Here is a 13,523-nt window from a genome sequence, read left to right as displayed (position 1 = left end):
ACCGCTAACCGATTTATTAAAAGTAATGGCCGGAGCTAGGGTATTCAAAAAGGGAAATGTCAAGAAAACACTAATATTCTGTACGGGAAGTAAGTGTTAATTATGGATTGGGCTAACAGGAAGGAAAGTTCAATGATTTCGCGAATACCCTTAAGATAGACTATTTTACGAAGCTCGTAAAAAAGACGTTATGTGAAATCAGCATAAATAAAAGATTGAAAGAGTGGTATGAATGACTGGATGCAGATATTTATTTGTTTCTAATGGAGATAAGATTATAAAGATCTCCCAACCCAAGAATCACAAATATAAGTCTGTACCTCAATTAGCAAATCAGGATGTACTTGAGGTCATTTTGTATTACAAAAATAAAGACAGGAAGCCACACCAATTGCTTACGGTCGGATTTGATCGATTCCGATTAGATTCCAATGGTAATTATGAAGAAACAGAAGCAGATAGGAAAAGAGCTTTTCATAATTTCTTTGCTTTTGGAATGCCTAGTTTACTCGAAGAAGTAGAATCAGAGGATAAACCACTACCTATACCTGTTGCTCCGATAGTTCCAACCTATAATGAGAAAAGATTGTTATACAGTTACATAAATGAGAAGTTACCTAACTTAGCAGCTGATGCCCCGTATATAGTAGAGAGTAAAATTAAAGCATTGAGAGAGAAATATGAAGAGTTTAAAATGATGGCAAAGAAATCCAAGAACCGACTTAAGTAGTTCGGAGAAGATGCTGACATCACATAACATTATATTCGCGCATCGGGCATATGCCCTCGGTCCGGCAGAGGGATTTCACGGAAGCAGAGGGCAGCCGGACACATCCGACTACGTCGGACGTCGTGAATACGGGAACGTTAGCTGAAATTCCAAAGAAAGGAAGAGAGTATGGAAAATCTATTAAGCAAATATCTTTCTTTGAAGATGAAATGATTCAATTAAGTGAAGAAAAATATAAAGAGTATTTTCATTATCCAAATAATGCACTATCACTCTTACTTCATTTTGTTGAGAACGTTAATGAAAAAGGATATGTTTTTATTCTATTCCTTACACAATTCCAAAATTCTATGTATTTATCAATGTTATCAACACTTAGTAGACATGATATTCAAGCTATGATGATACTTCGTTACGCTCTTGAATCATCCGTCTTGGCTGCCTACGGACTGACCAATACTAATATATATGAATTTGTGAAAACAGATAAATAAGGATACGCTCACGAAGTAAGAGAGGTTAAGAAGAAAGCATACAAATGGCTTGAAAACAATTATCCCGAACATAATGAAATGATTAAAAGAAATAAAGACCTAATTAATGATTACTCTACCCATTCTAATATTATCCCGACATTTGGGAATATTGATTTTTCCTCGTTTCCCAGTACGACTATATCCTTCTTTGATGTTGAGGATGATCTAATAATTAAACAGAGACTGTGGTGGTTAGGTAATATAATCTTTTGTTTACTAGACCTCTACGACGAACTTTCAAGTGAAACAAAAATATTCAATGTGAAGAAAGATTTTTATAGTTCTATGACAAAACTTGCTTCACAAAACAATAAAATTTTAGTTGAAATACAAAAAAATGAAAGATTTAAAAAACATGAAGGAATTGTACTGAAGAACTCTCTTTAAGCATCTCGAAGGAACTTCAGCTAACACAGTATTCACGCTGCGGGCCATACGGCCCTTGGTCTGCAGAGGCATTTCGGAGAAGCGGAGTCAGCAGACAACCCTGCACTGGCTAAGTCCGTCGGACCCGGAGCTAGCGCCCCTTAAGCCAGTGAGGGTTCGTGATTACGGGAACGTTAGCTAAAATTAATTAAATATATATATTGGTATAAGTTATTTATAGAAGATCCGGTGATAGGTCGACTTTGTCCATTGTATGCCTACTTGGTTTGTATAAGTATTTTCTGAGAAGCTAAGATATTGGGCAACATTGTATTCTCAAAGATAAGAGCTATCCAAGTCGGAATAGAATTTGAGAGCTATTAGGCGACCGAGAGAGAGAATTAATGAAGTTATATTTTTCTGAGAGGAATGGGTAATGTGATTTTTAAATTGTTCCAGAAATCATCTTCATCTGAAGGCACCGAAGTTATTGAAGTAGATAATTCCTCAAGAGGGGAAAAGTTAAATGAATTTAATGTAATTAGTGATAATCCTATAACTCTATTGCAAGATGATACACTTGGTAGAGCAGAATTTTCCCAATCATTTGCGCAACAGATTCTTTCACTTGATACGAGATCAGGTAATGTAGTTGGAGTACTTGGACCATGGGGCTCAGGGAAAACGTCTTTTGTTAATTTAGCAAGAAACGAATTCCAAAATGCTGGTGTGGCAATTTTAGATTTTAATCCTTGGATGTTTAGTGGCGCCGTGCAACTTATAGAATCATTTTTTAATGAGCTAGCGGCTCAGTTAAAAATGAAAACAGAACTCTTGGAGTTGGGGAAAGAGCTTGAAGAATATGGAGAATTGTTTTCTGAAATGGCCTGGTTACCTTTTGTAGGTCCATGGATTGAGAGAGGACGAGGAACCGTTAAGATTATAAGCCAGATACTTCAAAAAAGAAAAGAGGGTGTAGGTGGTCGAAGAGCAAAAATAGAGAAGGTCCTTAGAGATCTTAATAAAAAAATAATAATTGTACTGGACGATATTGATCGTCTTTCTACATCTGAAATTAGAGATATCTTTAAGTTAGTTCGACTTACAGCTAATTTTCCAAACATAATTTATATTGTAGCTTTTGATCGGGCGCGGGTTGAAGAAGCATTGAGTGAACAAGGAATACCAGGTCGCGATTACTTGGAGAAAATCCTTCAAGTTACAGTCGACTTACCGGCTATACCAAGCCAAGTACTCAACAAACAAATTACTTTGGCAATTGATCAATCCTTAAATGCTATTGAAAAGACAGGGCTGTTTAACGAACAAGCCTGGCCAGATGTCTTTATCGAAATCATAAGACCGCTTATACGTAATATGCGAGATGTTCGAAGATATGCAATATCTATTAAAGTAACTGTAAGCGCCTTAGACGGTAACGTTGAATTAACTGATGTACTTGCATTAGAAGCTATTCGTATATTTATTCCTAATGTATTTATACTATTGCATGAAAACATTGAAGCACTTACAACTACCTCAGGAATTGGCTATAGAGAGCGTGATTCTCAGCAATCAAAGGGTAGGATTGAAAACTTAGTTAAAGCTGCTGGAAAAAATTCAGAGATAGTGCTAGCTCTGATAGAAAGACTATTTCCTGCAGCTCAAAGACACATTGGTGGTAGCAACTACGGCTATGAATGGAAAAAAGAATGGTTGCAAAACCGTCGAGTTGCTCATGAAAATGTGTTACGGTTGTACTTGGAACATTTAGTAGGTGAGGAATTAAAAGTATTTTTTAATGCTGAGCAAGCTTGGGTGTATATGGATAATCGTGACCTACTTGAAGGTTATCTTCATTCGCTCGATTCGACTATACTCAGGATGTTATTGCTTCGCTTGAAATTTATGAGGATAAATTCTCGCCAGAACATGTTATTCCTTCAACAATCGTACTTCTAAATTTACTACCTAAGCTTCCAAAGAGACAGCGTAGCATGTTTGATATAGATACTCGTGCAGTTGTCGGGCGAGTAACATACCGTCTTATTAGATCATTGAAAGATCCTATTTTAATAGAATCGGCCGTTAGAGAAATTTCGCCAGAAATAAAATCACTTTCTTCAAAATTAGAGTTAATAAACCAAATTGGTTATCGAAAAGGAATAGGACATAAGCTTGTATCTGAAACTGCTGCAAAAGAATTTGAGGAAAAATGGATTAGCGAAGTAACATCAGCTAAAGTAGAAGACCTGTTAAATGAGAGTGAACTTTTTAAGATCTTATCTATTGTAAAGAGAGAAATGAATGAATCTGGAAATCCATTTGTCATTGACGCCTCTCCACAACTAACATTAGCTATTCTTATGACTTCTCGGAGTGAAGTAATTACCCAAGCAATGGGGAAACGTGCGTTCAATAGATCTGGGCGTTTAGCTTGGGATGCGCTAATTAAACTCTATGGCGATGTGGAAACTCTTAAAAATCGAATTGAAGAACTTAAGTTAACCGAGCCAGGAGAGTTGGATGATGTGGTGCAATTAGCTGATAAATATATTAGCGGTTGGCGTCCGCAAGACTAATATTATAAGTTACCATTTATCAAAAACACCTCTACAAGAGAAAAGAGATTTAAATAAAAAATAGCATTTTAGAGGTGTTCGAAGAGGAAATTAACTTCAGCTAACATAATATTCAAGCAGCGGCTCCTTACGGAGCCTTGGTCTGCTGGATGTATTCCGAAGAGGCATTTCAGCAGACACATCCGACTACGTCGGACGTCGTAAATACAAGAACGTTAGGCGAAATTCCTTAAAGGAGAACAACATGAAAAATTCTTTGAGAAGTGCAGATGCAATATTAACATCAATTCTCAAGTTATTATTTTTGTATGACTTAATTTTTATAATGGTAATGAGACCAATTGAGTGGTTAATTGCTAAAAGATTATCTAACGCGCTAGTTCTTTCTAAGAAGACTTTAAATATGAGCATTAAAGGAAAGCTATTAAAGAGTTTAAAACAGAGAGACTATTTAAAAGACGAAGCATCAATAATGATTAGTTTACGAACTGAATTCTCAAAAGGAATAATGGCTTTGGATTTCACAAAAAGTAATGAGTATTTTACAGAAGTAAATGAAAACTTTTATAAAGTGGTTATACGAGAACTCAATAGAAATAAATCAAATACATTAAAAGTAGAAGTAATAAAAGAGTATCAAAGAAAACAATTAGGAGCCAAGTTATACGTAATTAGTGGAAGATATATTTGGTTATGTATCTTTAATAGAAAAATTAAAGAACTTAAAGAGAGACTTAATAGAATAGAAACAATTAAAAAAATTAAAATTTATACCTAAAACTATTAAATCATTTTCTATGAAGAAGGAACTTCGCCCAACAACATATTCACGCTGCGGGCCATGCGGCCCTTGGTCTGCAGAGGCATTTCGAAGAAACTCAATCAACAGACAACCCTGCACTGGCTAAGTCCGTCAGACCCGGGGCTATCGCCCCTTAAGCCAGTGAGGGTTCATGAATACACCAACGTTAGGCGAAAGTAATGCAAACTCAAAATTGAGGGTGAAGCATCGATGGAAGAAGAATTGAATGAAACATTACAATCAATACAGGATCGAAAAGTTTGATTAGTTCGATTGGCTGGGAATTCATTAATTATATATTGTGATTGTGAACCAGGTAACCTGAACCAAGGATTTAGTATTTGGTTAGAACCGACATGGCATTTTAGGAATACTGAACGAGTGATTACCGGATCAAGAGAAGCTCAAACCGAAGATGAAGTAGAACATTCCAATATTACAGAACAATTAAAAACCCTATACTTTAAGACAATAAAGAAATTATCTATAGAACCAATAACGAATGATGTAGTGATCGAAATAGATGAAGGAAACATAATAAAAACATTTGTATCAGATCCGAATGATAAGGAATCATGGCAGATTAGAAACTTTAATAAAGGTATAAGAATTATAGGAAACCCAAGGGCTATTCAATTATTAAAGACCTACCGTAAGTAATTTCAATGAAGGCATTTTATTCGCCTAACAACGTATTCACGCTGCGGGGCATACGGCCCTTGGATCGCCAGAAGGTGAGAAGCCAGGAGGCGGAATCAGGCGATCAACTCCTGCGAGGCTAAGTCTTCACCCGGCGCTGACGCGCCTTAAGCCTCTCGGGTTCGTGAATACAACAACGTTATAAGAACTTGGCCCATAGAGGAGAAGACAATGGAAACTTATGCTCACTTTGTTTCAAAGAAAACGAATCAAGGGATAAAAATATTTAGACACCATACAGATTTTCATTCTATAAACGGCCCTGGTAAAGCAATAGGCTTAGTTGTAATGATGAATCCAGGAGATGCGAGACCTGTTGATGATATCCTCTTTAGTACACTCGAAAATTCTGAATATGAAACTGAAGAACCAGTTCTGACATTGCCTGATAATACAATGAAAAAGGTTATGCGGATGATCCGAGAAGCTTATGATGATAATGGAATCACACTTCCACATCAATATTCAATCCATGTTGAGAATATATTTAATATTCGTGAGAAAGACAGTGATAAGGCTAAAAGATATGCAAGAAGTATAAGCGGAATAAACCATCTAATGTTTAAATCCAGAGAATTATTGAACAACTATGATTTTGTATTTTTCGCTTGGGGCAAATTAGATATAGGGGTAGAACGTCAAAAAGACCTACTTACAAAATACCCACAAGCAATAGTCGTTAAAAAATTGAATTACAAAGGTACTCTCATGGATGTAAGTTATCCAGTACATCCTCTATACATGAAAACTGAATACTTTCTAAAGGCATCAAAAGATAAGATAATGGTTAGATTGCTCGAAGAAGACACCAACATCTTATAACACAGTATTCACGCTGTGGGCCTGACGGCCCTTGGTCTGCAAGAGGCATTTTTAGGGGAGTGGAATCAGCAGACAACCATGCACTGGCTAAGTCCGTCGGACCCGGGGCTGTCGCCCCTTAAGCCAGTGAGGGTTCGTGAATACAACAACGTTATCTGACATACATGCATTAGAGTAAAATTAAAAGGAGCGGACAATATGGAACTATTTGTAATAGGGAATGGCTTTGATATCGTTCACAAACTCAGCACAAGATATACTGATTTTAGAAGTTACATAGAGGAGAAATCATGAGGTTTTCTTTCTAGGTTCGAAGAGTTATACGGCTTTTATTCTGAAGGTGATAAAAAAATCTGCAGAAGATTACCTATGGAAAGACTTTGAGAACAATTGATCTGAAATTAGAGAAGAGATATTGGTGGATAGCGGGACATCTATTGAATTAGAGTTAGAATCTGGTGATGTTGGTATATTGGAGTGGATACATTGGATTCCTATTGGGAGCAGGAATATGGTTTTATCGAAGAGTTACAGAATTACCTTTATGAATGGGTTTCACAGATTGATATTGATGTAGAGAGAAAGACGGAACTAATAAAAAGCGATCGTGATGATCTCTACTTGACATTTAATTACACATACATGGCTCTCGCTGCATCAACGAGTGGAATTTATAATTGTATAAGGTCATATCTGGCAACATTGGTTTCCTATAATATACAGCATCTATGTGATCCTCTTTTAATTCTCCAATCGGACCATTAATGATGAGTCCTGTGGTAGTTACTTTGATTTGATAGTCTTCTGGCTTATCGGTATTAATTCTATAAAACTTTACTCTGTGTTTGAAATTACTAATCAAGTAATCCACAGTTTGATCAATTGTGCTTGTAATAACCAATATTGTTTTTATAAAGAGCACCCCTAGGTTTTTTGTATATGACTAGTATACATTATTAGTTATTCTCTCATCATGTGCGGTAGTTAATCTGTGAATTATATCTTTGTTAATTAAAAATTTAGAAACTATCGCGAGGAGGATGCAGAAAAATGGACCTTCAAAAATACATAGAGGATAGCTTTGAATCATGTGAAGAATGCAATGAAGAGTATATTAACTTTTTAGAGGAACAGAATGAGGACTTTCCAACTGAAATATGTTTTGAAGTGTGGAGGTTACTAGAAGAATTAGATATTCCACTTGAAGAATGGAAAAAAATTGATGCAAAGTGCCCCATGTGTGAGGAGTTTCTTATGTTAAGTACAATTTTGATAAGAAATACTTCGGAATTTGAAAAATGGACGGAAGATAAAGCAGTGGAATTATTAAGCGATGAAGTATACGAATGTCAAGCGTGTAACTCAGGTGAGATTCCTTCAACCCAGAAATATGGTGATCCATTTGATTTGAAAATAATATCGGATTTATATAGTGAATTTGGTGTTCCAAATTCGCTTGAAGAAAAGATCGAAGGACGTATAAGATGTAATTGTGGTGAAGCATTGGATTATGATCAACCTTATGTAACTGAAAATAATGTTAAAATCTGGTATGGAGATGATTTAGAAGCGGATTTTACAGAACAAATAATTAATACTTTTTTAGTTTCGAGTGATGATGCTACAGTATTTACTAGACTTTTAATAAACTATCCAATGATGGCTTTAGAACATGATGTTGGTCGAAAAATTTATGAGGCCTTTCTTAATAAATCTGTAAAGGGTTTAATAACACTATCACAAGGAACCATCCTCTATCGGGGTAGAAAAAGAAATGTTATAGAAAGGCATGTACCGTTTGTAGAGTCTGAATTATGGGCTCCACCAGAAGGGATTCCTGGTCAAGGACGCTACAACCCCAGTGGAGTTCCAGTTTTGTATTTGACGGATAATAAATCGACAGCGTTAAAAGAAATTGACCTTCAGAATGGAGAAGCCGCTGAAATTGGGCAGTTTGTTACTTTAGCTTCTTTAACCATCTGGGATTTGGAAAATTTGGATATTGATGAATTTGTTTCTCTCCCATCATTAAATCGGGGATCAATATCGAAAGAATATGTATTCCCTAATTTTCTCGCTCAATGTGCTGGAAAAGCAGGGATTAATGGCATCAAATATAACAGTGTCAAAGATAAAAATGGCAACAATATTGCTCTTCTAAATTATAAAAGGGATTATAATTTGCATCTTCTTTCTAAGAAAATAGAAACAATCGACTATTCAGTAATGCTTCGTTGAAGACAAGCCTCACCTATGTTAAGGTGTATTCAATGTCGGAAACTCTTTGTGCCAGGTGTTGTTACAAAAATCAACGGTTTATGCCAATTGTAGGTACAAGCTGTGCTAAAATAGCGTTACAAATTCGCTCGAATTGGCCCTTTTTTATGCCAACTTGAAATACAACTCACATCCCACTGTGAGTTATAACATAAAGTAGGACTGTTTTTAAGCATGAATGAGACCGTTTATAGCTTCAAAATGAGACCGAGAAATAGCAGCAATCCCTTGTGTGACAAGAGATTGCTGCTATTGGTATGTGGGCAGGGCTATAAGTAATACAGCGTACAACCGTTATTTATACCACACTGAATTTTTATATCATATGTTAAGACATACCAGACCAATTTGTACTTCTGTAATCAAATTATTAGCGGAAACCCATTTAATTATCAAAATATGAAATGCAGACTTCAAAACTGCTACAAGGCAGCCCTGAACAACTTAATAAAATATACGTAACACCGTCTCGTTCTTAGGTTGTTTACTCTCGCTTACAACCTCGACCCGCGATATGTTGTCCTGTCCTCCTGGAATAACAATGGGCGTAACAGTAGAACATCCGTTTTCCCGGAGAGTTTCCATATCAAATTCCAGCAGAAGTTGCCCTTTTTTCACCCGGTCGCTGTTGCTTACATGAGCTGTAAAACCCTTTCCTTTAAGAGAAACGGTATCCATGCCAACATGAATGAGCAATTGAACGCCGGAATTGTGCTCGATGAGAATAGCATGCTTACTCTTTTCCATGATATGGGCGATAATGCCGTCAAAAGGAGCAATGACCCTGCCGGAATCTGGCAAGATGGCGAAACCCTCGCCCATCGCTTTACTTGAGAAGGCTTCGTCCTGAACTTCATCCAGAGCTAAGAATTGACCGGAGAGAGGCGATGAGATATCTATGGAAAGCGATTCTATCTTTTTTTTCTTAAACCCAAACATAGGTTTTCCTCCTGTAACTGTGTGTTAGAATAGCAATGAAACAACGAATAGGGGGCCTGCCTTGTGAACAAAAGAGACTTTGTCATCCATGATCTGCTCAGTAAAATCTATCAAAAACATTATTCAGACTGGAAGCTTCCTACAGAAAGAGAATTGGCGGCGCAATATAAGGTTTCCAGATTTACAATACAAGAATCCATTAAGAAGCTGAAATATATGGGTATGGTTAAGGTTGTCCAGGGCTCGGGTATTTTTATTAACAAAAATATTCAAGCCAGTCCGCTGATCTACAACTCACTTACAGAGAATCCTTATTCCAATATTCAGTCTAAGGTCATCGAGCTGCAGAAGCTTCCTTCCACCCCTAGTGACCAGCAAATCTTTAATATAACTGCCGAGGATGAAGTGTGGATGTACCAGCGCTTGAGAATCGTTAACTATCAGACAATGCAGATTGAGCAGTCGAGATTGCCTGCGACATTATTCCCTGTATTAACACAGAAGGATGCCGAGAATTCCATTCAGTCATTTGTGAAAAAGCATAAGTTCACTATCTCACATTACCTGAATACTTATGAGGCAATCTCGCTTGATAAAGAACAAGCGATGTTCTTGCAGCAAAAAAAGAAAAGTCCAGCAATGAAAATTTCAAGCCGTGGAATACTGAATAACGGTACCATTTTTGAAATCAGTGAAATTGTGGCTGTCGACTATAAGTGCACGTACTTGACGGCCTTCAACAACGAGCATCACAAAAGAAGAAACCTCTGATACGCAGCTAATCATTGACCTGAAACTCTCCGTGCTGACCGCCTGTGCCGGAGAGTTTTTTGCTGCGCCTTAATTACGGCGTCATTAGCGTCCCGTCGGGTAATCTGGCCTGTGTCCATTCATGCATACGGTATTCCACCGGGAAGGCACCTGCCTGTTCCTCATTGAACTCCACGCCGATGCCCGGCAGATCAATCGGATAAATATAGCCATCAATGGCGTCAATATTGTGCGAAAATACGCTGCGGGTGTTTGCTTTAATCGGAATATTCTCCTGAATCGCTGCATTATGCAGATGAATGTTGAGATGTGTATTGACGGCAATTCCAATTGGCGTAATATCGGATGGTGTATGCCAGGCGATACGAACCCCGAAAGCCTCGCATAATGCTCCAAGCTTCAGCGCAGGTGTAATTCCCCCGATTTGGGATACATGGCAGCGGATGAAATCAATCTGTCTACCCGCAATCAGGTTTCTCCATTCCAGCGGATTGTTGAACAGTTCGCCTGTGGCAATCGCCGTTGACGTTTGTGAGCGGATCTGCCCTAACCATTCATTCTGATCCGGCGGCAAAATATCCTCGATAAAGTAGGGTTTATACGGTTCGACCGCTTTGGCAAATTGCACGGCCTGATTGGGGAATAACCGTTCGTGAACATCATGAAGAATATGGAACCGGTTGTTATACTTTTCCCGCAAAAGAGCAAACATTCTGACCGTAGTCTCCATATACTCGTCCTGATCATAATAGGAGCCCGCTGTGGAAGTGGCCGGAGAGTGCAGCTGTGAAGGATTCCCTCCGTAGAAGCCAAGCTGGCAACGGATGTGCTTGTATCCTTGTTCAAGGAGTCCATCGATCTCGCTGTACAGATCTTCAATATTGTCAGCAACTGCATGAGTATATGCCGGAATGGCATCCCGTGATTTGCCGCCAAACAGCTGATACAATGGCATACCGGCGAGCTTGCCTTTAATATCCCATAGAGCCATATCAACACCGGAAACTGCATTATTCAGAATAGGTCCGTTGCGCCAGTATGAATTGACCATCATCATATGCCACAAGTCTTCAATATGGTTGGCGTCACGGCCAAGTAAAATCGGTCTGAGGTATTCCTCTATGACGAGCTGGACGGCTTTGGGCCGTTGCTGAAAAGTGGCGCAGCCATATCCAATGACTCCATTATCCGTAGTTACCCTGACAACCACCAGATTATGACGGTCAGGTTTTAGTATAAAGCTTTCCACATTAGTGATGATGGAAGGGTTCATGTTTCTCCTCTTTTCTACAATTTCTAAGAGTATTGAACCATAGTTTGAAAGGAAGAATCAATTTGGTTTGGTAAACCGGTTGAATAACGAAAGATATCAGTCCAATTATGATGGAAATTGAATAAAAACCCTTTGTTATAAAGGTTTTTTTGATAAAGGCGAACCGTTTTGGACTGCTTTTATTAGAAGTTTCTTTATGATACTATTCAGTGTGTAAACGGAACCAATATCCATTAGGACAGGAGAATTCTTGATGAGCAAAGAGAAAGCTATTAAGGACATGATTGCAGGTATAGGTGGTGAGGAGAATATTGAAAACGCTTGGCATTGTATGACACGACTTAGATTTGAGCTGAAAGATAAAAATAAAGTAGATATTGCGAAAATCAAAGAGTTGGACCCAGTACTTGGTGCGCAGTTCAATCAAGACCAGTTTCAAATAATACTAGGTCCTAAAGTCGGAGAATATTACACCGTTCTGGCTAATGAGCTCAAGCTGAAGGATGCGCAGAGTCCTGAAGAGGAGAAGGGAAGCAAGCAAAAAGTAGGTTTTGTTACTCTCTTCATGAACATAGTATCTGGCGTATTCGGGCCCATTGTACCAGCAATTGCAGGTGCGGGATTAATCAAAGGACTTATTGCCGGTTTGACTGCACTTCATTACATCTCGGATAAAAGTGAGACCTTTCAAATAATAAATATGATGGCCAGCGGTGTGTTCACTTTCCTGCCATTCTTCCTGGCAGCTTCGGCGGCCAAGATTTTTAAGACCAATCAGTATTTGGCCATTGCCATAGCGGCAACTATTATGTTCCCAACGATGGTGGATGCGGCGAAAGCCGGTGAAATATCCTCCTTTCATTTCCTTAATCTGCTCCCGATTCCTGTTTTCAACTATAGCGGAACCGTCATCCCGATTATTTTTGCCGTTTGGGCGATGAGTTATATTTATGGCTGGGTTAACAAGATTGTTCCGGAAGTGCTCAGAACGGTAGTTACCCCAACGTTGACTCTATTTATCTCTGGATTTATGGCTTTAGCTGTTATTGGTCCAATCGGTGTCTATTTAGGAAACGGACTGGCTTGGCTGGTTCAAGGCTTGTTTGACATCTCCCCTGTTCTGGCTGGTGTGGTTGTTGGTGCGATTCGTCCAATAGCTGTCTTTACGGGCATGCACCATGCCATGACCCCAATTGCGCTGCAGAACTTTGCAACACAAGGCTACGATATGTTAATGCCAATGATGTGTATGGCTAACTTCTCGATTGTAGGCGCAACCTTTGCCGTGTATTTTAAAGTGAAGACCCCGAAAGAAAAAACAATTATCGTCTCCGCTGCCGTCTCCGGCTTGCTGGGAATAACAGAGCCCGCTTTGTTCGGGGTGTTAGCAAAGTACAAAAAAGCCTTCTTGGCTGCCACGATTGCCAGTACGGTTGCTTCCGCCTACATTAGTTTCTTCGGTGTCCGTTTGTACGGATATGTACTGTCCAGTATTTTCAGTATTCCGGCATACATCGGCCCCTACTTTGTCTATGCAATTTCGGGAATGTTCATTGCGGTTGCGGTAGGTTTTACCGTTTGCAATCTACTTCTGAGTAAAAATGATGTTGAAAATGCCAATAAAGCCTCCCTGCAGTCTGCACAGTAATGCAGCAAATATGTTATTTGTGGGAAGAATTACCGGCCCGAACTTAATTTTCGCAGGATATTGAAAAGCCCGCACTCG

Annotated in this window: 13 protein-coding genes; 11 read left to right on the top strand and 2 right to left on the bottom strand. The window is 38.5% G+C overall.

Going from position 1 to position 13,523, the window contains the following annotated elements; all coding sequences use genetic code 11:
• Window positions 1–232: 232 nt before the first annotated feature.
• The 9 genes from MHI45_RS13260 to MHI45_RS13225 all read left to right on the top strand — a co-directional run bounded on the left by MHI45_RS13260 (window position 233) and on the right by MHI45_RS13225 (window position 8,775).
• Window positions 233–730: a hypothetical protein gene (locus MHI45_RS13260; RefSeq protein ID WP_076112602.1), complete on the top strand. Its 498-nt coding sequence runs from the start codon at window positions 233–235 to the stop codon at window positions 728–730.
• A 122-nt stretch (window positions 731–852) separates the two neighbouring features.
• Window positions 853–1,224 (top strand): hypothetical protein, encoded by a 372-nt coding sequence (locus MHI45_RS13255; protein ID WP_076112603.1) that lies wholly within the window; start codon window positions 853–855, stop codon window positions 1,222–1,224.
• 846 nt (window positions 1,225–2,070) lie between these two features.
• Complete coding sequence (locus tag MHI45_RS13250) at window positions 2,071–3,594, top strand: KAP family P-loop NTPase fold protein (RefSeq protein WP_179091804.1); 1,524 nt, start codon at window positions 2,071–2,073, stop codon at window positions 3,592–3,594.
• A 35-nt stretch (window positions 3,595–3,629) separates the two neighbouring features.
• Window positions 3,630–4,214 (top strand): hypothetical protein, encoded by a 585-nt coding sequence (locus MHI45_RS13245; RefSeq protein ID WP_144024401.1) that lies wholly within the window; start codon window positions 3,630–3,632, stop codon window positions 4,212–4,214.
• 244 nt (window positions 4,215–4,458) lie between these two features.
• Window positions 4,459–4,992, top strand: coding sequence for a hypothetical protein (locus tag MHI45_RS13240; RefSeq protein WP_076112605.1), 534 nt, complete (start codon window positions 4,459–4,461; stop codon window positions 4,990–4,992).
• 405 nt (window positions 4,993–5,397) lie between these two features.
• Window positions 5,398–5,676 carry a hypothetical protein gene (locus MHI45_RS13235; protein WP_076112606.1) on the top strand — a complete coding sequence of 93 codons (279 nt, stop codon included), beginning with the start codon at window positions 5,398–5,400 and terminating at the stop codon, window positions 5,674–5,676.
• A gap of 210 nt (window positions 5,677–5,886) precedes the next feature.
• Entirely contained in the window at window positions 5,887–6,537 is a 651-nt protein-coding gene (locus tag MHI45_RS13230; protein ID WP_076112607.1) for a hypothetical protein, read from the top strand.
• Window positions 6,538–6,735: 198 nt separating this feature from the next.
• Window positions 6,736–6,831: an AbiH family protein gene (locus tag MHI45_RS35170; RefSeq protein ID WP_076112608.1), complete on the top strand. Its 96-nt coding sequence runs from the start codon at window positions 6,736–6,738 to the stop codon at window positions 6,829–6,831.
• Window positions 6,832–7,587: 756 nt separating this feature from the next.
• Entirely contained in the window at window positions 7,588–8,775 is a 1,188-nt protein-coding gene (locus tag MHI45_RS13225) for an RES family NAD+ phosphorylase (protein WP_076112610.1), read from the top strand.
• Between the two features lie 483 nt (window positions 8,776–9,258).
• On the opposite strand, the gene MHI45_RS13220 is transcribed toward MHI45_RS13225, so the two are convergent.
• Window positions 9,259–9,753 carry a PTS sugar transporter subunit IIA gene (locus MHI45_RS13220; RefSeq protein WP_341119124.1) on the bottom strand — a complete coding sequence of 165 codons (495 nt, stop codon included), beginning with the start codon at window positions 9,751–9,753 and terminating at the stop codon, window positions 9,259–9,261.
• 63 nt (window positions 9,754–9,816) lie between these two features.
• Here MHI45_RS13220 and MHI45_RS13215 point away from each other — a divergent pair, with 63 nt between their 5' ends.
• A complete protein-coding gene (locus MHI45_RS13215) occupies window positions 9,817–10,524 on the top strand; it encodes a GntR family transcriptional regulator (protein WP_076112612.1) in 708 nt (235 codons plus the stop codon).
• A 73-nt stretch (window positions 10,525–10,597) separates the two neighbouring features.
• Here MHI45_RS13215 and MHI45_RS13210 read toward each other — a convergent pair whose 3' ends face one another.
• Window positions 10,598–11,797 carry an enolase C-terminal domain-like protein gene (locus MHI45_RS13210; RefSeq protein ID WP_038596358.1) on the bottom strand — a complete coding sequence of 400 codons (1,200 nt, stop codon included), beginning with the start codon at window positions 11,795–11,797 and terminating at the stop codon, window positions 10,598–10,600.
• Between the two features lie 253 nt (window positions 11,798–12,050).
• Here MHI45_RS13210 and MHI45_RS13205 point away from each other — a divergent pair, with 253 nt between their 5' ends.
• The gene (locus tag MHI45_RS13205; RefSeq protein ID WP_340896589.1) at window positions 12,051–13,445 is read left to right on the top strand and encodes a PTS transporter subunit EIIC; all 1,395 of its coding nucleotides are present in this window, start codon (window positions 12,051–12,053) and stop codon (window positions 13,443–13,445) included.
• Window positions 13,446–13,523 lie beyond the last annotated feature (78 nt).

Source organism: Paenibacillus sp. FSL H3-0321 (assembly GCF_038002865.1).
Lineage (GTDB): Bacteria > Bacillota > Bacilli > Paenibacillales > Paenibacillaceae > Paenibacillus_AQ.
The sequence above is the reverse complement of the archived record's forward strand: the minus strand, read 5'-3'. Positions and strand labels throughout refer to the sequence as shown.

What these genes read in the sequence shown, in the direction of transcription:
- MHI45_RS13260 (WP_076112602.1), top strand. Translation starts at nt 233, where the DNA reads ATGACTGGATGCAGATATTTATTTGTTTCTAATGGAGATAAGATTATA.
- MHI45_RS13245 (WP_144024401.1), top strand. Translation starts at nt 3,630, where the DNA reads ATGTTTGATATAGATACTCGTGCAGTTGTCGGGCGAGTAACATACCGT.
- MHI45_RS13240 (WP_076112605.1), top strand. Translation starts at nt 4,459, where the DNA reads ATGAAAAATTCTTTGAGAAGTGCAGATGCAATATTAACATCAATTCTC.
- MHI45_RS13230 (WP_076112607.1), top strand. Translation starts at nt 5,887, where the DNA reads ATGGAAACTTATGCTCACTTTGTTTCAAAGAAAACGAATCAAGGGATA.
- MHI45_RS35170 (WP_076112608.1), top strand. Translation starts at nt 6,736, where the DNA reads ATGGAACTATTTGTAATAGGGAATGGCTTTGATATCGTTCACAAACTC.
- MHI45_RS13225 (WP_076112610.1), top strand. Translation starts at nt 7,588, where the DNA reads ATGGACCTTCAAAAATACATAGAGGATAGCTTTGAATCATGTGAAGAA.
- MHI45_RS13220 (WP_341119124.1), bottom strand. Translation starts at nt 9,753, where the DNA reads ATGTTTGGGTTTAAGAAAAAAAAGATAGAATCGCTTTCCATAGATATC.
- MHI45_RS13210 (WP_038596358.1), bottom strand. Translation starts at nt 11,797, where the DNA reads ATGAACCCTTCCATCATCACTAATGTGGAAAGCTTTATACTAAAACCT.
- MHI45_RS13205 (WP_340896589.1), top strand. Translation starts at nt 12,051, where the DNA reads ATGAGCAAAGAGAAAGCTATTAAGGACATGATTGCAGGTATAGGTGGT.